Source organism: Pseudomonas sp. AU11447 (assembly GCF_001672555.2).
GTDB classification, from domain to species: Bacteria; Pseudomonadota; Gammaproteobacteria; order Pseudomonadales; family Pseudomonadaceae; genus Pseudomonas; species Pseudomonas nitroreducens.
On record NZ_LZDG02000048.1, the window covers coordinates 21,624 to 42,681 of the forward strand.

Annotated in this window: 23 protein-coding genes; 13 read left to right on the forward strand and 10 right to left on the reverse strand. The window is 65.9% G+C overall.

Features of this window, described 5'->3' with window-relative positions; genetic code table 11:
• The first annotated feature begins 28 nt into the window (after positions 1-28).
• Positions 29-2,434, forward strand: coding sequence for a TonB-dependent siderophore receptor (locus tag A6723_RS17755; protein WP_054909245.1), 2,406 nt, complete (start codon positions 29-31; stop codon positions 2,432-2,434).
• A gap of 274 nt (positions 2,435-2,708) precedes the next feature.
• Here A6723_RS17755 and A6723_RS17760 read toward each other — a convergent pair whose 3' ends face one another.
• From A6723_RS17760 to A6723_RS17770, 3 genes are all read right to left on the reverse strand, one after another.
• Positions 2,709-3,221: a thioredoxin family protein gene (locus tag A6723_RS17760; protein ID WP_054909244.1), complete on the reverse strand. Its 513-nt coding sequence runs from the start codon at positions 3,219-3,221 to the stop codon at positions 2,709-2,711.
• Positions 3,222-3,288: 67 nt separating this feature from the next.
• The gene (locus A6723_RS17765; protein ID WP_054909243.1) at positions 3,289-3,732 is read right to left on the reverse strand and encodes a nuclear transport factor 2 family protein; all 444 of its coding nucleotides are present in this window, start codon (positions 3,730-3,732) and stop codon (positions 3,289-3,291) included.
• Positions 3,733-3,840: 108 nt separating this feature from the next.
• Positions 3,841-4,344, reverse strand: a complete 504-nt coding sequence (locus A6723_RS17770) for a GNAT family N-acetyltransferase (RefSeq protein ID WP_054909242.1) — start codon at positions 4,342-4,344, stop codon at positions 3,841-3,843.
• 144 nt (positions 4,345-4,488) lie between these two features.
• Between A6723_RS17770 and A6723_RS17775 the strand changes: the two genes are divergently transcribed.
• From A6723_RS17775 to A6723_RS17790, 4 genes are all read left to right on the forward strand, one after another.
• On the forward strand, positions 4,489-4,920 hold the full coding sequence (locus A6723_RS17775; RefSeq protein WP_064979827.1) for an Rrf2 family transcriptional regulator: 432 nt from the start codon (positions 4,489-4,491) through the stop codon (positions 4,918-4,920).
• Positions 4,921-5,024: 104 nt separating this feature from the next.
• Positions 5,025-5,411, forward strand: coding sequence for a hypothetical protein (locus A6723_RS17780; protein ID WP_054909240.1), 387 nt, complete (start codon positions 5,025-5,027; stop codon positions 5,409-5,411).
• A gap of 35 nt (positions 5,412-5,446) precedes the next feature.
• On the forward strand, positions 5,447-6,118 hold the full coding sequence (locus A6723_RS17785) for a class I SAM-dependent methyltransferase (RefSeq protein WP_054909282.1): 672 nt from the start codon (positions 5,447-5,449) through the stop codon (positions 6,116-6,118).
• Positions 6,119-6,177: 59 nt separating this feature from the next.
• On the forward strand, positions 6,178-6,669 hold the full coding sequence (locus A6723_RS17790) for an HIT family protein (protein ID WP_054909239.1): 492 nt from the start codon (positions 6,178-6,180) through the stop codon (positions 6,667-6,669).
• Here A6723_RS17790 and A6723_RS17795 read toward each other — a convergent pair.
• Positions 6,640-7,554, reverse strand: a complete 915-nt coding sequence (locus tag A6723_RS17795) for a LysR substrate-binding domain-containing protein (RefSeq protein WP_054909238.1) — start codon at positions 7,552-7,554, stop codon at positions 6,640-6,642. The genes A6723_RS17790 and A6723_RS17795 overlap by 30 nt on opposite strands.
• Before the next feature lie 137 nt (positions 7,555-7,691).
• Between A6723_RS17795 and A6723_RS17800 the strand changes: the two genes are divergently transcribed.
• Positions 7,692-8,642: a DMT family transporter gene (locus A6723_RS17800; protein WP_054909237.1), complete on the forward strand. Its 951-nt coding sequence runs from the start codon at positions 7,692-7,694 to the stop codon at positions 8,640-8,642.
• A gap of 1 nt (position 8,643) precedes the next feature.
• Here A6723_RS17800 and A6723_RS17805 read toward each other — a convergent pair whose 3' ends face one another.
• Entirely contained in the window at positions 8,644-9,342 is a 699-nt protein-coding gene (locus A6723_RS17805) for an MOSC domain-containing protein (RefSeq protein ID WP_054909236.1), read from the reverse strand.
• A 143-nt stretch (positions 9,343-9,485) separates the two neighbouring features.
• Here A6723_RS17805 and A6723_RS17810 point away from each other — a divergent pair, with 143 nt between their 5' ends.
• Positions 9,486-9,725, forward strand: coding sequence for a hypothetical protein (locus tag A6723_RS17810; RefSeq protein WP_054909235.1), 240 nt, complete (start codon positions 9,486-9,488; stop codon positions 9,723-9,725).
• 90 nt (positions 9,726-9,815) lie between these two features.
• On the opposite strand, the gene A6723_RS17815 is transcribed toward A6723_RS17810, so the two are convergent.
• Entirely contained in the window at positions 9,816-10,742 is a 927-nt protein-coding gene (locus A6723_RS17815; RefSeq protein ID WP_054909234.1) for a LysR substrate-binding domain-containing protein, read from the reverse strand.
• 158 nt (positions 10,743-10,900) lie between these two features.
• Between A6723_RS17815 and A6723_RS17820 the strand changes: the two genes are divergently transcribed.
• The gene (locus A6723_RS17820; protein ID WP_256233822.1) at positions 10,901-12,145 is read left to right on the forward strand and encodes an MFS transporter; all 1,245 of its coding nucleotides are present in this window, start codon (positions 10,901-10,903) and stop codon (positions 12,143-12,145) included.
• A 29-nt stretch (positions 12,146-12,174) separates the two neighbouring features.
• On the forward strand, positions 12,175-13,104 hold the full coding sequence (locus A6723_RS17825; RefSeq protein WP_054909232.1) for a carbon-nitrogen hydrolase family protein: 930 nt from the start codon (positions 12,175-12,177) through the stop codon (positions 13,102-13,104).
• A gap of 42 nt (positions 13,105-13,146) precedes the next feature.
• Here A6723_RS17825 and A6723_RS17830 read toward each other — a convergent pair whose 3' ends face one another.
• Positions 13,147-14,130 (reverse strand): aldo/keto reductase, encoded by a 984-nt coding sequence (locus tag A6723_RS17830; protein WP_054909231.1) that lies wholly within the window; start codon positions 14,128-14,130, stop codon positions 13,147-13,149.
• 258 nt (positions 14,131-14,388) lie between these two features.
• Between A6723_RS17830 and A6723_RS17835 the strand changes: the two genes are divergently transcribed.
• From A6723_RS17835 to A6723_RS17845, 3 genes are read left to right on the forward strand one after another with little or no spacing between them, the layout of a single operon-like run.
• The gene (locus A6723_RS17835; RefSeq protein ID WP_054909230.1) at positions 14,389-14,718 is read left to right on the forward strand and encodes a carboxymuconolactone decarboxylase family protein; all 330 of its coding nucleotides are present in this window, start codon (positions 14,389-14,391) and stop codon (positions 14,716-14,718) included.
• 10 nt (positions 14,719-14,728) lie between these two features.
• Positions 14,729-15,733, forward strand: a complete 1,005-nt coding sequence (locus tag A6723_RS17840) for an aldo/keto reductase (protein WP_054909229.1) — start codon at positions 14,729-14,731, stop codon at positions 15,731-15,733.
• Between the two features lie 21 nt (positions 15,734-15,754).
• Positions 15,755-16,798 (forward strand): NAD(P)-dependent alcohol dehydrogenase, encoded by a 1,044-nt coding sequence (locus A6723_RS17845; RefSeq protein WP_054909228.1) that lies wholly within the window; start codon positions 15,755-15,757, stop codon positions 16,796-16,798.
• A gap of 33 nt (positions 16,799-16,831) precedes the next feature.
• Here A6723_RS17845 and A6723_RS17850 read toward each other — a convergent pair whose 3' ends face one another.
• Both A6723_RS17850 and A6723_RS17855 read right to left on the reverse strand, forming a co-directional pair.
• Positions 16,832-17,725, reverse strand: coding sequence for a LysR family transcriptional regulator (locus tag A6723_RS17850; RefSeq protein WP_054909227.1), 894 nt, complete (start codon positions 17,723-17,725; stop codon positions 16,832-16,834).
• Between the two features lie 78 nt (positions 17,726-17,803).
• The gene (locus A6723_RS17855; RefSeq protein WP_054909226.1) at positions 17,804-18,805 is read right to left on the reverse strand and encodes a zinc-dependent alcohol dehydrogenase family protein; all 1,002 of its coding nucleotides are present in this window, start codon (positions 18,803-18,805) and stop codon (positions 17,804-17,806) included.
• Positions 18,806-18,910: 105 nt separating this feature from the next.
• On the opposite strand from A6723_RS17855, the gene A6723_RS17860 reads away from it, so the two are divergent.
• On the forward strand, positions 18,911-19,825 hold the full coding sequence (locus A6723_RS17860; RefSeq protein ID WP_054909225.1) for a LysR family transcriptional regulator: 915 nt from the start codon (positions 18,911-18,913) through the stop codon (positions 19,823-19,825).
• A gap of 27 nt (positions 19,826-19,852) precedes the next feature.
• On the opposite strand, the gene A6723_RS17865 is transcribed toward A6723_RS17860, so the two are convergent.
• Positions 19,853-20,725 (reverse strand): hypothetical protein, encoded by an 873-nt coding sequence (locus A6723_RS17865; RefSeq protein ID WP_054909224.1) that lies wholly within the window; start codon positions 20,723-20,725, stop codon positions 19,853-19,855.
• Positions 20,726-21,058 lie beyond the last annotated feature (333 nt).

Below are 21,058 nucleotides of genomic sequence, written 5' to 3' on the forward strand. Positions count from 1 at the left end.
AAACCTCGCACCAAGGATCCTTCAGCAGATGAAAGACGTAGCGTCGGGAGCGCTCCTGCTCGGTCTCTCCACCTTTGCTCTCTCCGCGGTCGCCGCCCCCGTGGCCATCGACCTGCCCAAGCAGCCCCTGGCCGCTTCCCTGGAGCAATTGCAGTCCGCAAGCGGAATGCGGATTTCCTATGATCGTGCCCAGGTCGCCAAGGTTGGCGCGCCGGCACTCAAGGGCAACATGGAGCCGGGCGAGGCGCTCGACCGTCTGCTGGCGGACAGCGGCCTGCAAGGCACGGTCGACGGCAACAGCGCGCAGGTCAGCGGCACCGTGCGCAGCAAGGCGGCGGGCAACGACAGCGTCGACCTGGGCGCGACCGAAATCGTCGGTGCCGCCAGCGTGGCGCCCGGCACCACCGAAGGCACCGGCTCCTACACCACGGGTGTGATGCAGACTTCCACCAAGCTGAACATGACCGTCCGCGAGACGCCGCAGTCGGTCAGCGTGGTCACCCGCCAGCAGATGGAAGACCAGAACATGCAGGACCTCGACGACGCGATCCGCGGCGTCACCGGCATGACCGTGCAGCAGTACGGCCCGGCCCGCGTGAGCTACGCGGCGCGCGGCTTCGATGTCGACAACATCATGTACGACGGCCTGGCGACCAGTATTTCCACCTACACCCAGGACGTCATCAGCGCCGCCGACCTGGCAATGTTCGACCGCGTCGAAGTGGTGCGCGGCGCCACCGGCCTGATGCAGGGCGCCGGCAACCCGGCGGCTGCCGTCAACATGGTGCGCAAGCGCCCGACCCAGGACTTCCACATGAGCCTGGAAGGCAGCGCCGGAACCTGGGACCGCTACCGCAGCCAGGTCGACGTCTCCGGCCCGCTGAACAGTGAAGGCACCCTGCGCGGCCGCGCGGTGGCCGCCTACGAGACCCGCGACAGCTTCCAGGACGTGGTCAGCGGCGAGCGCGGCGTGCTCTACGGCATCACCGAAGCCGACCTGAACCCGGACACCACCCTGACCCTGGGCGCTTCCTACCAGAACGACAACAAGAACGACAACTGGGTGGGCCTGCCGGCGCCGCTCGGCGGCCGCCACCTGGATCTCAAACGCTCCGATTACTACGGCGCCGACTGGTCCTACTGGGATACCACTACGACCCACCTGTTCGGCGACGTGGTGCACCGCTTCGACAACGGCTGGCAGATGAAGGTCGCCGCCGACAAGTTGTGGGCGCGCATCGACATGCTCGGCCTGTACAACAGCTGCTACTACACCGAAGGCTGCCCGACCATGACCATGGGGCCGGGAAAATACGCCTACACCGACGACCACCAGAGCTACGACGCCTTCGCCAACGGCCCGTTCCAGGCCTTTGGCCGCGAGCACGAGCTGGTGTTCGGCGGCAGCTACCGTGAAGAGCGCTTCGACGGCCACGGCGGCTGGGGTGACCTGACCTACAACGATGGCTCGCCAGTGACCCCGTTCGACCCGACGAAATGGGACCCGGGCTCGGTGCAGAAGCCGAACATCGACATGAGCCTCTGGAACATGAAGCTCGACCAGGAGCAGAAGGGCGCCTATGTCACCACCCGCCTGAACGTCGCCGACCCGCTGAAGGTCATCCTCGGCGGGCGCCTGGACTGGTACGAAGCCGACCCGCACAACGACACCGGCACCCAGAAGGTCACCCGCAACGTCACCCGTTACGCCGGCGTGGTCTACGACCTGAACGACGTGTACTCGGTCTATGCCAGCTACACCGACATCTTCAAGCCGCAGAGCAACTTCGACGCCAGCGGCAGCCTGCTCGACCCGATCACCGGCAAGAACTACGAGATCGGCCTGAAAGGCGAGCACTTCGGCGGTGCGCTGAATACCCAGCTCGCGATCTTCCAGATCGACCAGGAAAACCGCGCGACCGACGACACCAGCGGCCCCTCGCCGTGCCCCAGTTCGCCAACCTCGATCTACTGCTCGCGCGCCTCGGGCAAGGTGCGCAGCCAGGGCGTGGACATGGAAGTCAGCGGTGCCATCACCGAGAACTGGCAGGCCATGGCCGGCTACACCTACGTCGACGCCAAGTACAAGCACGACAGCAACGAGGATAACGTCGGCAAACAGTTCGACCCGAGCAAGCCGCGCCACCTGTTCAAGCTCGCCACCAGCTACACCCTGCCGGGTGAACTGCACCAATGGCGCGTCGGCGGCAACCTGGTGACCCAGAGCCAGACCGAGGACACCACCACTGGCTTCCAGCAGGGCGGCTACACGGTGACCAACGCCATGCTTGGCTACAAGGTCAACGAGAACATCGACACCCGGATCAACTTCAACAACATCTTCGACAAGTACTATTACAGCGGCATCAGCTTCGGCAACCTCAACTACGGCGAGCCGCGCAACCTGATGTTCACGGTGAAGTACTCGATGTGAGCCGCCTGGCCTGAACGGAAAAGCCCCGCATTGCGGGGCTTTTTCTTGCTTTCGGCTTACAGGCCTTCGGTGCCTTTGTAGGATGGCGTGGAGCGAAGCGATACCCATCGATTGGCCGGCAACTCCGTTGATGGGTATCGCTTCGCTCCACCCATCCTACGATTGCCTTTCCGGCAGCTCCGTAGGGCGGATAACGCGCCAGCGTTATCCGCCGCAAAGTGCCGGCGGATAACCTGTTCCAGGTTATCCGCCCTACCTATCTGCAAGCAGGGGGTCAGGCGCGGCCTTCGGCTTTTTCAAACAGATCGAGCAGGTCGCGCAGCGTGCTCTCCAGATACTCGCCCGCACGGTAAGCCGGCTTCAGCGCGTCGCCTCCCGCCACCACCTCCAGCGGCCGTTCGATGAAGCGCCCCACTGGCTGGAAATTTCCATCAAGCACCAGCACCACAGGAATCAGGATACGGTCCAGCGCCATGCGCTCGCGCAGATCGTCCTCGGCGCGGCCCTTGGTGATCACGGCCAGCTCCACACGGGGTTGCAGGCGCTGCAGATGGTCCATCACGGTGACGTTGATCTGGCAGTCCGGGCACCACATCTCGCCGGCGATCAGCAGGCGATAGCGGCCCTCGACGGCTTGGATGCGGCGCAGGGTTTCGGCGCTGATCGAACCGGGCTTGGCCAGTTGCTGCTGGACCTTGCGGACGCCAGCGATCTCGTCGGGCAGGCCGTGGGCGACGAAGGCGTCGAAGCCTTCGCCGATGGCGAACAGTTCCTCATAGGAGGCCATGGGGATTTCCTTGAAACGGGTGATGGGCTCATCCCAGCAGAAATCCCCGTGGCCGGCAATCCGTCCGTCAGGCTTTCGCGGCCTGCGCTTTGGCTGCCGCCAGGTAGGGTGCCAGGCGCCGGCCCATTTCCTCGCCCAGGGCCTGCAGGCCACTGAGCGGGCGGACCATGACCTCGAACTCGACGATCTTGCCGGCTTCGTCGAAGCGGATCATGTCGATGCCCTTGAGCTCCTTGCCGCTGACGGTGGCGCTGAATTCCAGCACGACGTTCAGGCCGTCGCCGCTGGCGAGTTCGCGGTGGTAGGTGAAGTCCTCGAACACCTGCAGCACGGTGTTGAGGATGGTCGAGACCACCGGGGCGCCGGGGTAGGGCGTGTGCGCCATGGGCGAGCGGAACACCGCGTTGGGCGCCAGCAGTTGCGGCAGGTTGGACAGGTTCTTGGCAGCCACCATCTGGTGCCAGCTGGCCAGGGAAGCGGCGGCCTGGGGATGCAGGTTCAGTGCGGTCACGGGAATACCTCCTGAGGGTTCTTGTTGTTCACTCAGGACGATACGGCCGGGTTGGCGAGTCGCTCAATGATCGGAAATGACAGAAGACTGATCCTGGCGTACAGCCCATCAGTGCGTGGCCGGGTTGATCAGGTAGCTCATCAACTGCGGATCGTCTCCTGGCTCGACGTTCTGCACCGGGCGTGGCAGGTCGGCGAATACGGCCTTCCAGAAAGCTGCCGCGACCTCGTCCTGTGCGTAGAAACGCACCAGCCAGGGCCCCGGATTGCCCAGTAGCACCTGGTTGGCCAGCGCGCGGCCGATACCGAGGCGGCGGTACTTCTTCAGGACGAACAGGTCCGATAGCTCCAGCGCATCGATGCCGGGCAACTCGCTGCCTTCCACCAGCAGGAAGCCGGCGATGAAGCCGTCGGCGAGGATCAGGTTGGCGCTCCACTCCGGCTCGCTCCAGTAGCGCGCCAGGTGCTCTTCGTGGATGTAGAAGCGGCCGTCGACCTCCACGTCCTCGTCCTCCCAGTCCGATGACTCGTAGGCGTAGTACTGGTAGAGATTGCGGATCAGGTCCTGGTGCTCGGGGCCGGCCTGCACCAGCTGGATGGAAAGATCGTTCATGGTCGGGAGGCTCGCGGCGAGTCGGAGGAGGGCGCGTGACCGCCATTGTCGCCCATTCCCATGGCAATTCCAGTGGCGGGCGGGTTTGAACCGCGCAGCGGCGGGGTGCGATGATGCCAGCGCATTTCCCTTCGAGATTCCGCAGTGAGAACCGACAGCCGCCTCTCGCGCATGCTCCACGTGCTGCTGCACATGGCCCGCGACGACCAGCCCGTGACCTCCGAACGCATCGCCCGGATGCTCGGCACCAACCCGGCCGTGGTCCGGCGGACCATGGGCGGGCTGCGCGAGGCCGGCTACGTGCGCTCGGAGAAGGGCCACGGCGGCGGCTGGACGCTGGACTGCGACCTCGGCCAGGTGACGCTGCTGGACGTCTACCGCGCGGTGGGTAGCGAACGCCTGTTCGCCATGGGTTTCGACAACGCGCACCCGGGCTGCCTGGTGGAAAAGGTGGTCAACGCCGCGCTGCAGGACGCCATGGAGCAGGCCACGGCGATCCTCCTGGAACGCCTGGGCGCCGTGTCGCTGGCCGATCTCGCCGAGCGTTTCAGCACGCTTTACCCGCAGGACCGCTGACCCTCCCTCGATGAACATCGCTCGATACCGAGCGTTGACCCTGTGTGTTCAATCAAGATACTTTAAAAGTAACGAAAGAATCCGAACCCACCAGGAACCCTCCCATGATTGACCTCCTGAACTCGCCACTGGCCGGTGCGCTGTGGACCTGCCTGGCGCTGGCCATCGCCGCATCCGCCCTGTCCATGACCGTCACCCAGACCGAACTCTTCGCACCCCTGCGCGCGCTGGCCTGGAAGGCCCACCCGCAGGTCGGCCACCTGTTCCAGTGCTTCTACTGCTTCAGCCATTGGGTGGTGATCGCCGGCACCCTGGTCTACCGTCCGGTAGTGATCGCCAGCGGCTGGGCGGCGGTCGACTGGCTGGTGGCGACCTTCTTCACCGTCGCCTTGACCGCTCTGTTCTGCGGCCTGCTGTTCAAGGTGTTCCTCACCGCCATGGCCAAGGCCGTCCGCGAGCGGGAACTGAAAAAGCTGTTCGCCTCCGAATGACGTCGAAAGGACTCGCCGTGAACCACTCCGAACTGATGGCCCCGTTCCACGATCCTGATGCCGCCGCGCGCTATGCGGAAAATCCGCCACGTTTCGTCCCCGGCCTGTTTGACCTGCACCGCATGGCCGCCATCCTGCTGGCCGAGAATGCGCCGCCCGACAGCCACCTGCTGGTGCTCGGCGCGGGCGGCGGCATGGAGCTACGGGCCTTCGCCGAGGCCCAGCCGTCCTGGCGCTTCACGGGCGTAGACCCTTCCGCCGAGATGCTCGCGGTGGCCGCGCAGATGCTGGGGCCGCACGCACGCCGGGCCGACCTGCTGCAGGGCTATATCGATGACGCACCGCCAGGCCCGTTCGACGGTGGCGCCTGCCTGCTGACGCTGCACTTTCTGCCCGAGGCGGAGCGCCTGCGCACGCTGCGCGAGATCCACTCCCGGCTCAAGCCCGGCTCTGCCTTCGTCATGGCGCATCTGTGCGTACCGCAAGGCGCTGGCGAGCGGGCGCGCTGGCTGTCGCGCTATGCCGATTTCGCCGTCAGCTCGGGGATGGAGCCGGCCAACGCCCAGCAGGCACGCAGCGCCGTGGACGCGCACCTGAACATCCTCACTCCCGAGCAGGACGAAGCGCTGCTCTGGGAGGCCGGCTTCAGCCGCATCGAGGTCTTCTACGTCGGTTTCGCCTTCCGCGGCTGGGTCGCGCTCGCCTGAGCGCCCTTGCAAGAGCTGTGTCTGCTAGATTGGCGTCCCGTTTCGCCGGACGCCAGTCGATGCAGATTCCTTCCTCCCACGTCATCCACCAGACCGAGCACTGGCTGCTCAACCACCATCTGGCGTCCGCCCTGCCGGGTTACCTGATGCTCGGTTCGAAGCAGCCGGTGGGCTCCCTGGCCGACCTGCCGGAAGCCGCGCTGGCTGAAATGGGCGGGCTGATGGCGAAGGTCCAGCGCATCCTCGAACAGACGCTGCAGCCCAAATGGCTGTACATCGGCCGCTTCGGTCACTCGCCGGGCTTTCCGATCCACTTCCATTTCATCCCGGTGTACGCCTGGGTGGAGGAGCTGTTCTGGGCCGATGAGCGCTATCGCACGCTGAGCCAGTTCGCCCATATCGAGGATGCCGCCACCCAGACCGACGGCGCCGAGCTGACCCTGTTCGTCTGGCGCGAGTTCGGCGAGGCGCCCGTACCGCCAGCGGTGCAGGGGCCGTCGATCGGGCAGGTGATCGAGTTGCTACGCGGTCGCTTCATCCAGGCCCAGTGATGCCAGCAACCAGTCATGGAACAGCCGGGCTGCCGGCGACAGCTCTCGATGGCGTAGCGATACCAGGTATTCGCCGCGCTCGGTGACCATGGCCAGGTCGGTCACCCGTTGCATTTCGCCGCTGGCCACCGCTTCGTCGGCCATGAAGCCCCAGGCCAGGCCGATGCCCATGCCCTGCTGCACGGCGCGGTAGGCGAGGGTGAGCTGGTTGAACACCGGGTCGCTTTCCGCCGGCTGGTAATCCTTGCCGAAGTGGCCGAACCAGTCGTGCCAGTCCAGGCAGCTCCAGGCCGAGGTATCCAGCTGCACCAGCGGCGCGGCGGCGAGCTGGTCGAGGTTGGTGATGCGCGAAGCGTCGAAGTCCGGGCGGGCGACCGGGTAGACCACTTCCGGCAGCACGAAGCGGCTGTCCAGTGTGGTCCAGTCGCCTGCGCCGTAGAGGATGCCCAGGTCGAAATCCACCAGGCTGGCTTCGTCCATCTCGTTGATCGCGTGCACATGCACGGCAATGCCGGGATGCGCCTTGTTGAACTCGATCAGCCTGGGGAACAGCCAGAACTGCGCCATCGCGTGGGTCGCAAGTACCGACACGGCGTTGCTCTGGTGCACGTTGCGGATGCGCCGCACGCTGTGCTGCAGGCGCTCCAGCAGCATGTCCACGGTGCTCAGCAGCTCCGCGCCGGCAGCGGTGAGGGTGACGCCACGCGGTTTGCGCTCGAACAGCGGCACCTTGAGGCTGCTTTCCAGCGCCCGCATCTGCTTGCTCACTGCGCTCTGCGTGAGGAACAGCTCGGTGGCGGCCTGGGTGAAGCTGCCGCAGCGGCCAACGGCCTCGAAGGTGATGAGGGTCTCCAGCGGCGGCAGGGTGCGCAGATATCGGCTGATGACGGGGCTCCAGTGAAAGCGTCTGGCATTCCTCCGGGGAATGTCTCGGTGCGGATTTATCCTTGGTCAGAAGCTAGCACAGCCGCTACCGTGGCGGCACTTTCTAGGCATTCATTGCAGTATCGAGGTCGTTGGAGATGAAACGCGGGGTGGTCTACGCAGGCATGGCAGGCGCAATCTGGGGCGGCGTGATCCTGGCACCGTCGCTGGTGCCGGAATTCAACCCGCTGCTGATCAGCTCCGTACGTTTCGCGCTGTATGGCGCCATCTCGTTGCTGATCGCCTTGCCGGTGGCCCTCGGCCTGTTGCGCCGGGTCAGCCGCGAAGACCTTTCGATGCTGGTGCGCCTGTCCTTGGCCGGCAACCTGCTGTACTTCGCGCTGCTCTCGGCGGCGGTGCAGTTCGCCGGCGTGGCGGCGGCCTCGCTGATCAACGGCATCATGCCGCTGGCGATCGCCTACCAGAGCCGTTCGGAACATGATTCGCTGCCGCTGTCGCGAATGAAGCTGCCGCTGGCCCTGGTGGCGCTGGGCATCCTCTGCATCAACCTCGACCCTTCGGCCCTGATGGCGGCCGGCAGTACCTCGGGCGAGCGCATTCTCGGCATTGTCTGCGGCTTCTGCGGCGTAGCCTGCTGGTCCTGGTATGCCAGCGCCAACGCGCGTTACCTGAAGGCCAGCCACTTCAACAGTCACGAATGGTCGACGCTGATCGGCGTGGTGACGGGCGTGATGGCCGTGATGCTGGCGGGCGTCGGCGTGCTGATTGCGCCGCAGGCAGTGCCCAGTGGCATTTCCGCGGAGCGCTGGATGGCGTTCCTCTGGGTGTCGCTGTTCCTCGCCGTGTTTGGTTCCTGGGTCGCCAATGGCCTGTGGAACGCGGCGACGCGCCGCTTGCCGATGAGCCTGGGCGGGCAGTTGATCGTTTTCGAGACGTTGTTCGCCTGCGCCTATGCCTACATCAACGAGCAGCGCTTGCCCGGTCCGATGGAGGCGCTGGCGATTGTTCTGCTCACCGTTGGCGTGCTCTGGGCCATCGGCCTGCACCGCGCGCCGGCGCAGGTTCCGGCTCGTGCCATGGAGTCCTGAGTCAGGCTTTCGGCGCGCCTTCCAGGCGCGGGCTCCAGTCTTCCACCGCGCCGTTCTCCAGGCGCCGCGACAGGGTGCGGCGCCAGTTGGGCGGTAGCGGCAGTTCCAGGCATTCGCGCAGGACATCGGCATCCACACGCTTGTCGAACAGCACGGCGGAGAGCCGTTGTAGCGACCAGTCGGGATACGGACGCTCGACCACTTCCAGTGTCGCACCGGCGGCCACGGTGCCTTCCTCCAGTACCCGGTAGTACCAGCCGGTACGTCCCGACTCCTGCACCCGCAGGGCCATTTGCACCACGTCGAAGCGGTCGTTGAGCTTCCAGCAGGGCATGCGCCCCTGCGACACCTCCAGCAACGCCGTGCCGGCGCGTATGCGGTCGCCCAGGCAGAGATCGCGCTCGGTCCAGCCGGTGCTGCTGAAGTTCTCGCCAAATGCGCCGGGCAGGCTCAGCAGCGGGTGTTCGCCCAGTTCGGCAGACCAGTCGGCGTAGTGCTCGCGGGGGTAGTGGTGAATGGCCTTTTCCACCCCGCCGTGCACACGCAGATCACCTTGTTCATCGCTTTCCAGGCCCAGCCTGGTCACCCTCAGTGCCGCCTGGCGCGGCAGCTTGGCAATGGCGCTGCGCGAGCCTGGTCGGGTGAAAGGCACGGCGCGGCCAGTGAGAAGGGCATCGAGGCGAATGGAGGGCAGGTTCATCGCGGAACACTCCTGGTGAAGCCGGTGAATATGGTGTCGATCAAAAACTACCTGGACAAAATCTGCCAGATCGGTAGGCTCTGTCAAGGTTTCGATTCGATACCAAGATTCATTCCAGTCCGATTCTTCGTCGAGAGATTTCCATGCAGAAGTACCGTCTGATCATCCAGCGCCATGGCCAGTTGCTCGGCCATTTCGATTCCGACCTGCCGTGGGCGAAGGAGGCCGTGAGCAGCATTGCCTGTTGTCTGGGCGAGCTGGGTTATGGCCTGGAACTGCTGGTGGCCGACAGCGAGCGTCGCCTGTTGGAGAGTTCTCCCGAAGGCATCAAGGTGCTGAGCAGCGAGCCGCTGTATCGCCCCCTGGCGTTGGACAAGCTGTAGGAGCGAGCTCGCTCGCGAACCGCTTGACGCCCGAGTCGTCGGGAGAACTGATTGCGAGCAAGCTCGCTCCTGCGAGATCAAAAACTCCCGTCAGCCGAGCTTCTGCGCCAGTTCGCCGATGAACTGCCGCAGCCACTCGTGGTGCGGCTTGTTGTGCCGGGCGATGTCCCAGACCATGAAACAGCGGAAAGAGGGCACCGGGAACGGCACCGGGCTGACACTCAGGTCGGTCATGGCCGCGTAGCTCTCGGCTGCGAAGCTGGGGATGGTGGCGATCACCTCGCTGCTCATCAGCGTGGTCAGTGCGCCACTGAAATGCGTGAAGGAGGCGGTGACGCGCCGCGCGTAGCCTGCCGCTTCGAACATGTCGTCGATGAAGCCGCGCCGGCCGTCGTAGGACACCCGCACGTGGTTGGCGGCGAAATATTCCTCCAGGGCAATCGGCTCATCCGCCGCACGGCCACGGGAGCGGAACAGGCAGGCGTAGGACGAGGAGAACAGCACCTGCGACGAATAGCTGGTGTTGAAGTCCTTGGGTTCGCTGCAGATCACCAGGTCCATGTCCGGGTCCTTCAGCGATTGCTTCCACAGCGAGCTGTTGCTCTGGTGGAAGGCGAAGCTCACGCCCAGGCCTTCTGCGGCTGCGGCATTGACGATGCGCGGTGCGAGGTAGGCCTCGATGTCGTCGGACAGGCCGATATTGAACACGTAGCTGGAATCGCGCGGCGAGAAATCCGGTTCGGCGCCCAGCACCCCGGAAATCGACGTCAACGCCTCGGCGATCTTCGGTGCCAGCTCCATCGCCTTGCGCGTGGGCTGCATGCCGGAGGCCGTGCGGATGAACAGCTCATCGCCGAAGTGCTCGCGCAGCCGGCGCAGGGCCGAGCTCACCGCGCCCTGGGTCACGTGCAGCATGGCCGAGGCGCGAGTGGCGCTGCGCTCGGTCATCAGGCAGTGGAAGGTCAGCAGCAGGTTCAGGTCGATCCGCGCGATATTACGTACGTTAATCCGGCTCATATTTCCTAATCGTTTGCCCTGCGGTCGTGGGGCTTCCTAGTCTGGCGTCCACACAAACATAACAAGGGATGGAGAGTCCTGTGGACGCGATTTCGCAAAGCGTGGGTGCTAGCAGTATCCATACCAGGGGTGGGCAGTCGGACATCCGCAAGCGGGCCATGGCGGTCGGCATCGGCAACTTCATGGAGTGGTTCGACTTCGCCATCTACGGCTATTTCGCCGCCGTGATCGGCATGCTGTTCTTCCCCTCCAGCGCGCCGGGCGTGTCGCTGCTGTCATCGCTGGCGGTGTTCGCCGTCGGCTTCCTCTCGCGGCCTTTCGGCGCGCTGATCCTCGGCCCTGTCGGCGACCGCTTCGGCCGCCGCGCGGTGCTGATCATCACCGTCTTCGGCATGGGTGTGTGCACCACCATCATCGGCCTGTTGCCCTCCTATGAGGCAATCGGCATCGCCGCGCCGATCCTGCTGATCGCCATGCGCTTCATCCAGGGCATGATGGTCGGCGGCGAGTGGTCCAGCGCCGGCATCTACATCGTCGAGAGCGCGCCGTCGAACCGCCGCGCCACCGCCGCCAGCGTGATCACCGGTACGGCGGGGCTGGCCTTCCTGTTCGGCACCTTCACCGCGGCGAGCATTTCCTCGGCGCTCGACGATGCGCAACTGGCGGCCTGGGGTTGGCGCCTGCCGTTCGTGGCGTCCATCGTGATGACCGGTATCGCCGTGTTCATCCGTCGCAGACTGGGCGATACGCCGGTCTACGAGGAAATGGTGCGCCAGCGTGATTCGCACCAGGTCCACGCGCCAAGCAAGGCCGTGCGCCGTCGCGCGTTCATCACCACTTTCGCCTTCTCCGCGCTGTTTGGCGTCTCGCTGTACTACTTCATCACCTACGCCAACAACCACCTGGTCAGCACCGTCGGCCTGCCGCGCAGCAGTGCGCTGTGGCTGTGCAGCATCGCGCTGGTGGTCTACGTCATCGTCAACCCGCTGATCGGTCGCCTCAGCGACAGCATCGGCCGGCGCAAGCTGTTGCTCGGCGCGGCTGCCGCGCTGACGGTTCTCGCCTATCCGATCTTCCTGCTGCTCAACACCGGCAACCCGGTGGCGATCCTCGTCGGCCTGACGGTGATGGGCGTGTTGGTGGCGATTACCGCGGTGATGGACGTGGTGTTGCTGGTGGAAGTATTCCCGGCCTCGATCCGTTCCACCGGCGCGGCGCTCGGCCACAACCTGGCGCTGGCCATACTCGCCGGCCCCGGCCCCTTCATCGCCGCCGCGCTGATCCGCCAGACCGGCGACGCGAACCTGCCCGCGGCCTATCTGGCGGTGGTTTCCCTGGTGTGCCTGCTGGTGCTGTGGAAGACCCTGCCGGAAACCCGCGACAACGACATCAACCGCTTCTAGTCCCTTTTCACCAGCAGTCAGGAGTCCCCATGACCCGTGTAGCAATCATCCAGGCCGCCGCCGTTCCCTACGAGCCGATGGCCAGCGTCGAGAAGGCCGGCGGCATCCTGCGCCGCGTGGCGGAGCAGGGCGCCAGGCTGGCGGTCTTCCCCGAGGCTTACATCGGCGGCTATCCCAAGGGCGCCAGCTTCGGCAGCGTGATCGGCAACCGCAGCGGCGCCGGGCGCGAGTTGTACCAGCGCTACGTCGAAGGCGCCGTGGCGCTGGACGGCCCCGAGCTGGCCACGCTGGCCGAGTTCGTCGAACAGACCGGCGTGATCACCGTGGTTGGCATCATCGAGCGCTTCGGCCGCACCCTGTATTGCACCGCCGTTACCCTGGTGCCGGGGCGTGGGATCGCCGGCTACCACCGCAAACTCATGCCGACGGGCCAGGAGCGGCTGGTGTGGGGCTTCGGCGACGGTTCGACGATCGAGCCGGTGAACAGCGAGATCGGTGTGCTGGGCAGCGTCATCTGCTGGGAGAACTACATGCCGGCGCTGCGCCAGGCCATGTACGCCCAGGGCGTGGAGCTGTACTGCGCACCGACCGCCGATGATCGGCCGTCGTGGGCGAGCTCCATGCAGCACATCGCCCTGGAGGGGCGAGTGTTCGTGCTCTCCGCATGCCAGGCGATCCGCCTGGGCGAGTATCCGCAGCAGCACCGCGAGGCGTTCGGCCTGGACTTCAAGGACGACGACTACGTGATGCGCGGCGGCAGCATGATCGTCAGCCCGCTGGGCGAGGTGCTGGCCGGGCCGGTGTTCGACTGCGAAACCGAGCTCTATGCCGACCTCGACATGGGCCAGCTCAACCAGGGCAACCTCGATTTCGACGTGTGCGGCCACTACGCGCGGCCGGACGTGTTCGAGCTGAAGGTGAACACCGCGCCCTTGCGCCCGGTCACTTTCGAAGGTTGATCGCCGATGCCCGGTGCCACCTGGCACCGGTCTTTCTCTGCCTCAGCGACCGACCCGTTGCTGCAGGTGTGCCGGATAGCGCTCGCCGACGATCTCGATCTGTCGCAGCGCGGCTTCGATGGCAGCAAGGTCGGTGGAGTCCAGTGCCAGCGTGGCCGCGCCGAGGTTTTCCTCCAGGCGATGCAGCTTGGTGGTGCCGGGAATCGGTACGATCCAGGGTTGCTGGGCCAACAGCCAGGCAATGGCAATCTGCGCGCGGGTCGCGCCCTTGCTGTCGGCGATGCGGCCGAGCACTTCGATCAGCCCGGCATTGGCCTTGCGGTTCTCTTCCGAGAAGCGCGGGACGATGTTGCGGAAGTCGTTGGCCGAGAACTGCGTGCGCTCGTCGATGGCGCCGGTGAGGAAGCCCTTGCCCAGCGGGCTGAAGGGCACGAAGCCGATGCCCAGTTCGGCCAGCAGCGGGAGGATTTCCTGCTCCGGTTCGCGCCACCACAGCGAGTACTCGCTCTGCAGCGCCGCCACCGGCTGCACCGCGTGGGCGCGGCGGATGGATTCCGGGCCGGCTTCGGAGAGGCCGAAGTGCTTGACCTTGCCCTCGCGGATCAGCTCGCCGACGGCGCCGGCCACATCTTCCATGGGCACGTTCGGGTCGACGCGGTGCTGGTAGAACAGGTCGATACGGTCGGTCTTCAGGCGCTTGAGCGACGCCTCCGCCACGGCGCGGATGTTCTCCGGGCGGCTGTCGAGGCCCAGGCCGACGTCACCGCTCGCGAAGCCGAACTTGGTGGCGATCACCACGTCGTCACGGACCGGTGCCAGGGCTTCGCCCAGCAGCTCTTCGTTGGCGAAGGGGCCGTAGGCCTCGGCGGTGTCGAAAAAGGTCACGCCGCTGTCGAAGGCACTGCGTAACAAACGGATGCCATCGTAGCGATCGACCGCCGGGCCATAGCCGTAGCTCAGGCCCATGCAGCCCAGGCCCAGTGCCGATACCTGCAGGCCGGTGCGGCCCAGTGTGCGCTTGTCCATCGAGGTCTCTCCAATCGAAAGTCAGTCCTGAAGCGGGAAGGGCAGTATTGCCCGGCGAAACGTCTGGAATGGACTTTACTCAAGGACTTTCAGTGTGATTAGACGGCTGGAAGCGCATTCGCCTATGAGTGTGGCTCATGGATTATGCCCGGTCATTCATGAGAGTCCTTCATAGGTCCAAACGCGTTTCCCCTCTTAATCGATAGTGCGCGGCGACCTAGCATGGTCCGCCTATCGAACAGCGAAGTGGAGAACCCCATGAGCGAACCAGCTTCTACCGCCCACAAGGCTTTCGGCGACATCGCCCCGGCGCTGGCCGACTACACCGACCAGGTGCTGTTCGGCGATGTCTGGCAACGCCCCGGCCTCTCGCCGCGTGACCGCAGCCTGGTCACCGTGGCCAGCCTGGTGGCGCGCTACCAGGCCAACGAACTTTATTTTCACCTGGGCAAGGCGCTGGACAACGGCCTGACCCGCGAGGAGCTGATCGAGGCCATCACCTACCTGGCTTTCTATTCCGGCTGGCCCACGGCCTCCACCGCACTGGGCGTCGCCCGCCGCGTATTTGCCGAGCGCGATGCCGCCTGAGGAGTACTCCATGGAATACCGTTACCTGGGCCGCAGCGCCCTGAAAGTCTCACCCCTGTGCCTGGGCGCCATGATGTTCGGCGGCGAGACCGACGAGCCGACCTCGCGGCGCATCATCGACAAGGCCCTGGAGCAGGGCGTCAACTTCATCGATACCGCCGACGTCTACCACAAGGGCCGTTCCGAAGAGGTGGTCGGCCGCGCGGTCGCCGCCCGCCGGGATGACTGGGTGATCGCCAGCAAGTTCGGCAATGCCCTGGGCGATGGCCCGAACCAGCGCGGCCAGTCGCGCAAGTGGATCTACCAGTCGGTGGAGGACAGCCTGCGGCGCCTGGGCACCGACTACCTGGACATCCTCTACTTCCACCGCACCGACGTCGCCGCGCCGCTGGAAGAGGGCCTGCGCGCGGTGGGCGAGCTGATCCGCCAGGGCAAGGTGCGCTACTACGGCCTGTCCAACTTCCGCGGCTGGCGCATCGCCGAGGTGGTACGCCTGGCCGACCAGTTGGGAATGGACCGGCCGATCTGCAGCGAGCCGCTGTACAACCTGGTGGACCGCACCGCGGAGGTCGAGCAACTGCCGGTCGCCGGTCACTTCGGCATCGGAGTGGTGCCCTACAGCCCCCTGGCCCGCGGCATCCTCACCGGCAAGTACCGGCCCGGCGCCGAACCGCCGGTGGACTCCCGCGTTGGCCGTGGCGATAAACGCATTCACCAGACCGAATGGCGTCCTGAATCCCTGCAGATCGCCCAGCGCATCGCCGAGCACGCGGTGGCCCGCGGTACCACGCCGGCCGCGTTCGCCCTGGCCTGGGTGCTGAACAACCCGTTGGTCAGCTCGATCATCGCCGGCCCGCGTACCGAGGAGCACTGGGACGGCTACCTGCCGGCACTGGACCTGCAACTGACCGCCGAAGACGAGGCGCTGGTGGACAGCCTGGTGCCGCCTGGCCACGCCTCCACTCCCGGCTACAGCGATCCTGCCTATCCCGTCGAAGGCCGCCCGGCCCGTTAATGACCTTGAGGAGCAATGCCGATGAAGACCCTTGGATATGCTGCGCAGAACCCGCAGGACCCGCTCGCTCCCTTTACCTTCGAACGACGCTCGCTGCGCGACAATGACGTGGCAATGGATGTCCTTTACTGCGGCGTCTGCCACTCCGACCTGCACCAGGCGCGCAACGACTGGGGCTTCAGCCGCTACCCGATGGTGCCGGGCCACGAGATCGTCGGCCGGGTCAGCGCCGTCGGCTCGAAGGTCACCCGCTACCAGGTCGGCGACGCCGTGGCGGTGGGCTGCATGGTGGATTCCTGCCAGGTGTGCGACCAGTGCCGCAAGGGCGAGGAACAGCTGTGCCGCGAAGGCAACACCCAGACCTACAACGACCGTGACCGCGTGACTCGCGAGGCGACCCAGGGCGGCTACTCCAAGCAGCTTGTGGTGCGCGAGGAATTTGTCCTGCGCGTGCCGGACGGCCTGGACCTGAGCAAGGCCGCGCCGCTGCTGTGCGCCGGCATCACCACCTATTCGCCGCTGCGCACCTGGAACGTCGGGCCGGGCAGCCGCGTGGGCGTGGTCGGTCTCGGCGGGCTGGGACACATGGCGGTGAAGCTGGCGGTCGGCCTGGGCGCCAGCGTCACTGTGCTCAGCCGCACCGCGGACAAGCGCCAGGATGCCCTGGACCTGGGGGCGGATGCGCTGCTGGCGTCCTCCGACGCCGATGCGATGAAGGCCGCCGCCAACGGCTTCGACCTGATCATCGACACCGTGCCGGTGAAGCATGACCTCAAGCCGTACCTGCCGCTGCTGGACGTCGACGGCACCCTGGTGCTGGTCGGTCAGGTCGGTCCGGTGGACGAGATCAGCACCGTACCGCTGCTGCTGGGACGTCGGCGCATCGCCGGCTCGCCCATCGGCGGCATTGCCGAAACCCAGGAGATGCTCGATTTCTGCGCCAGGAAGAACATCCTGCCGGAGTGCGAGATGATCCGCATGGACGAGATCAATCACGCCTACGAGCGCATGGAGCGCTCCGACGTGCGCTACCGCTTCGTCATCGATCTCGCGACGTTGGCCTGAGGCGCCGCGCCGGACGCGTTCGGCGGCCGGCGCTCATTGCTGGTGGCGCAGTGCGTCCACCAGCACCGAGAAGGCGCGGGACTTCTGCCGTCGGCTCGGGTAGTAGAGGTGGTAGCCGGGGAAGGTCGGGCACCAGTCTTCCAGTACCTTCGCCAGGCGCCCGGCGGCGACATGCTCGGTAACCATGTCGTCGGGGAGATAGGCCAGGCCGAAGCCATCCAGCGCAGCGCGCAGAATGTGCGGGCTGCTGTTGAAGGTCAGTTGCCCTTCGACGCGGGCCTTCACCTCGTGACCGTCCTTGCTGAATTCCCAGGCCATCAGCCCGCCGTAAGTCGGTAGCCGCAGGTTCAGGCAATCATGCCCGGCGAGCGCCGGCACATCGGCTGGTTGGCCCTTGCGCGCGAGATAGCCGGGGCTCGCCACAACCGCCATGCGTAGGTCCGGGGCGATGCGCACGGCAATCATGTCCTTGGCCACCTGATCGCCCAGGCGCACGCCGGCATCGAAGCGCTCCGCGGCGATGTCGGTCAGGCCGTAGTCGATGCTGACCTCGACCTTGATGTCGGGGTAGTCCGGCAGCACTTTCGACAGCTTCGGCCAGAGCACGGTACTGGCCGCGTGTTCGGCGGCGGTGATGCGCAGGGTGCCGACCGGCTTGTCGCGGAAGTCACTGAGGGCCGCTAGTTCCGCCTCGATCTCCTCGAAGCGCGGAGCCAGGGTAGTGAGCAGTCGCTCACCGGCTTCGGTGGGGGAGACGCTGCGCGTGGTCCGGCTGAGCAGGCGCAGGCCCAGGCGGGTTTCCAGCGCGCGGATGGTGTGGCTCAGCGCCGACTGGGAGACGCCCAGTTGCGCCGCCGCCTTGGTGAAGCTGCCTTCGCGCGCCACGGTGACGAAGGCGATCAGGTCGTTGAAGTTTTCCCTTGGCATCTCGGCTCCGCGGCATCGGGCGCGGCAGGGGGCCGCGCCCGATGCAGTGTATCCGAGTCGCCTGGTTGCCTGCCGCGCCTACAGCGTGACCACCACCTTGCCGAACTGCTGGTTGGACTCCAGGTAGCGGTAGGCCTCGACGATCTCGTCGAAGGCGAAAGTGCGGGCGATCACCGGGCGCAACGAGCCATCGGCAAGGCCGGCGAGAATGTAATCCTTGGCTTCCTGCTGGCGCAGCGGATCTTCGAGCACCTCGTAGACCCGGTAGCCGCGCAGGACCAGCGAGCGACTGAGCACCTCGAAGAGGGGGAAGGGCGTGGGCTCGGGGCTCAGGCCGCCGTACTCGATGAGGATGCCGCCTTCGGCCATGGCCGCGGTCAGCGGTTCGAAGATCGGGCCGCCCACCGGGTCGAACACCACCCGCACACCGGCCTTGCCGGAGATATCGAGCAGGCGTGAGCGCAGGTTCTCCTCCTTGCTGGCAATGACCTCGGCGGCGCCGGCCTGCAGCAGGGCTTCGCGTTTGGCCGACGTGCGGGTCACCGCAATGGGCACCGCGCCTGCGCGACGGGCGATCTGGATGGCGGCCAGGCCGACGCTGCTCGACGCGGCGGTGATGACGACGAAATCTCCCTCGCGCAGCCCGGCTACCTGGACCAGCGCGCCATAGGCGGTGAGGTACTGCATCCAGGTGGCCGCGGCGTCGCTCCAGGCCTGCCCCGGCGGGTTCTTCACCAGGCGAGCTTGCGGGACCACCAGGCGCTCGGCGTGGGTAGGGTCCTGCTGCATCGAGGTCGGCGGCAGGACACTCACCGCGTCACCCGGCGCGAACCCGCGCACCGCGCTGCCCACGGCCTCGACCACGCCTGTGGCTTCCAGCCCGAGCCCGGAGGGGAACTGCGGGCTCTCGATGTAGCGATCAGTCCGCAGCAGCGCTTCGGCGCGGTTCAGTCCCAGGGCTTTGACCCGGATGCTGACTTCGTTCACGCCGGGTTGGCGACCCTCCACTGGTTCGATGCGCAGGACCTCCGGGCCGCCGAACTGGTGGAAACGCACTGCGCGGGTCTTGATGCTTTCCATGTGATGCTCCCATACGAAATTGATTTGACGTAAAGCGACTATCAGTCATGGGTTTCGCCCAATAAATGGCGTATAGAAACAATCAGTCGAAATCAGGAGTTCCGAATGGATCGTCTGACCAGCATGGAAGTCTTTGTTCGCGCGGTGGACCTCGGGTCCTTCGCGGCGGCGGCGGATGCCTTGGAAATGTCCGCGCCCATGGTGGGCAAGCATGTGCGCTTTCTCGAAGAACGCCTGGGTGCCCAGTTGCTGCTGCGCAGCACGCGCCGGCAGAGCCTGACCGAGGCCGGGCGGATCTACTACGAACGCTGTCGCGCGCTGCTGGCCGATGCCGAGGCGGCGGACATCCTCGCCGCCGGTGAAGTGGCCGAGCCGCGCGGCAGGCTGCGGGTGGCCATGCCAGTGCATTTCGGCCGGCGCTGCGTGGCGCCAGTCCTGCTGGAGCTGGCGCAGCGCTACCCGCAACTGGAGCTGGACCTGCGTTTCAGCGACCGGCTGACGGACCTGGCGGAAGAGCAGATCGACCTGGCGATCCGCACCGGCGAGCCGCAGCCCAGAGACGGCATCATCGCGCGCCGCATCGGCCGGCAGCGCATGGTGGTCTGCGCGGCGCCAGCCTATCTGGCGGTCCATGGACGGCCGGACGGCATCGCCGAGCTGGCGGCTCACCGCCTGCTGGTCTACCACCGCTCCGGGCGGATCAACCCCTGGCTGTTCCCTCGCGAGGGGCAGTCGCCGGAAGAGTTCGCGCCGAGCTCCCGGTTGCGCTTCGACGACCTGGCCGCCATAGCCGATGCAGCCACACGCGGCATGGGGCTGGCATGGCTGCCTTACTGGCTGGTGCGGGAAGTCATCGCGCAGGGCGCGCTGGAGGAGTTGCTGCCAGGGCAGCCGGGTTTTCTCTACGACGTGCACGCGACGTGGCTGCAGACCACTCAGCTGCCGCGCAAGGTGCGCCTGGCGATCGATGCGCTGGTCGAGGTGATACCCGGCCTGGTCATGCCAGCGGGGCGGGAATAGGGCGGCCCTGGAGACCGCCCGGCGGCGTCATCTGCCCGGCGTGAGTTGCAGGACGCGGTCGCGGCCGCCTTCGGCGAGCAGGTAGCCGCCCTTGCCGTCCGGCACGATGGATTGCGGGGCCTTGAGGAACGACAGGATGGTGCGCGGTTCCCCCTTGCCGTCCCATAGCAGCAGGCGGGCACGGTGGGTGGAGTCTTCGCTGATCCACAGGCCGCGGGCGTCGCACATCAGGAAGGTCGGCTGGTTCAGGCCCGAGAGCAGGATGGGGTCCTTGCCGTCATCGCTGAACTGGTGCACCACGCCTTTCTTCTTCTCGGTGTAGAGCAGTTTGCCGTCGGTGCAGCGGGTGACGGATTCGGTCTCCTGCAGCTTGTCGCGCAGCACGGTCAGCTCGCCATCGCTCCAGCGGTAACGCAGCAGACGGCCATCCTCGCGGCGGTCCTCGATGGCGTAGAGATTCTCGCCGTCGTCCCACAGGCCCTGTACCGACTGGCCCATGAACAGGTCGGTGATCTTGCCATCCTTGAGCAATTGCACCGGCCTGCCGTCGGACTCCTGGCTGAACACCCAGCCGCCCTGTGCGGCGATCATGCCGTCAGGCTTGGATAACCCGTCGACCATGACCCGGCGCTGGCCATCGGCGGCGATGCGCAGGATGTTGCCCTTGTCCTTCTTCAGCTCCTGGCTGACCAGCAGGCCGCCATCGGCAAGCGGGACCAGCGATGCAGCCTTCTGCACGTTCTGGTGCAGAACCGCGACGGACCAGCCATTGGCTGCCTGCACAGGGTAGAAGTCCTGCCAGGCGAAGAAGGCCACGGCGGCGGCGATGACGAAACTGGCACCGGTCAGAGCCAGGCGAAATAGCGGGCGACGGGACGGACGCGCGGAGGTCTGGGACATGTATCGGCTGCCAATACAGAGGTGGGCGGCGCTGGGGCGATCCTTTTGATTGTGTGCCTTCCTGGCGTCCAGCGTGCGGGCCGGCATGGTAACCAGACAGTTCATCGGCGGGCTAGGGCGAAAAGCGGTGATGGGCGTCACGCCAGTGAAGGTGGAACGCAGCAGCGATCGCTGTATGACCGACGATATTGGGACGAATGTGCCGCGAATAGGTGGCTATCGAAGGGGTAATTTGCGGCTCTTTGTCGCGTTTGTGTCTATTTGCAGACCATGCGGGAGAACTGGGAAGACGGCTTGATGGCCAATGGCCTACAATTCCCGTGTCCTTTGCTG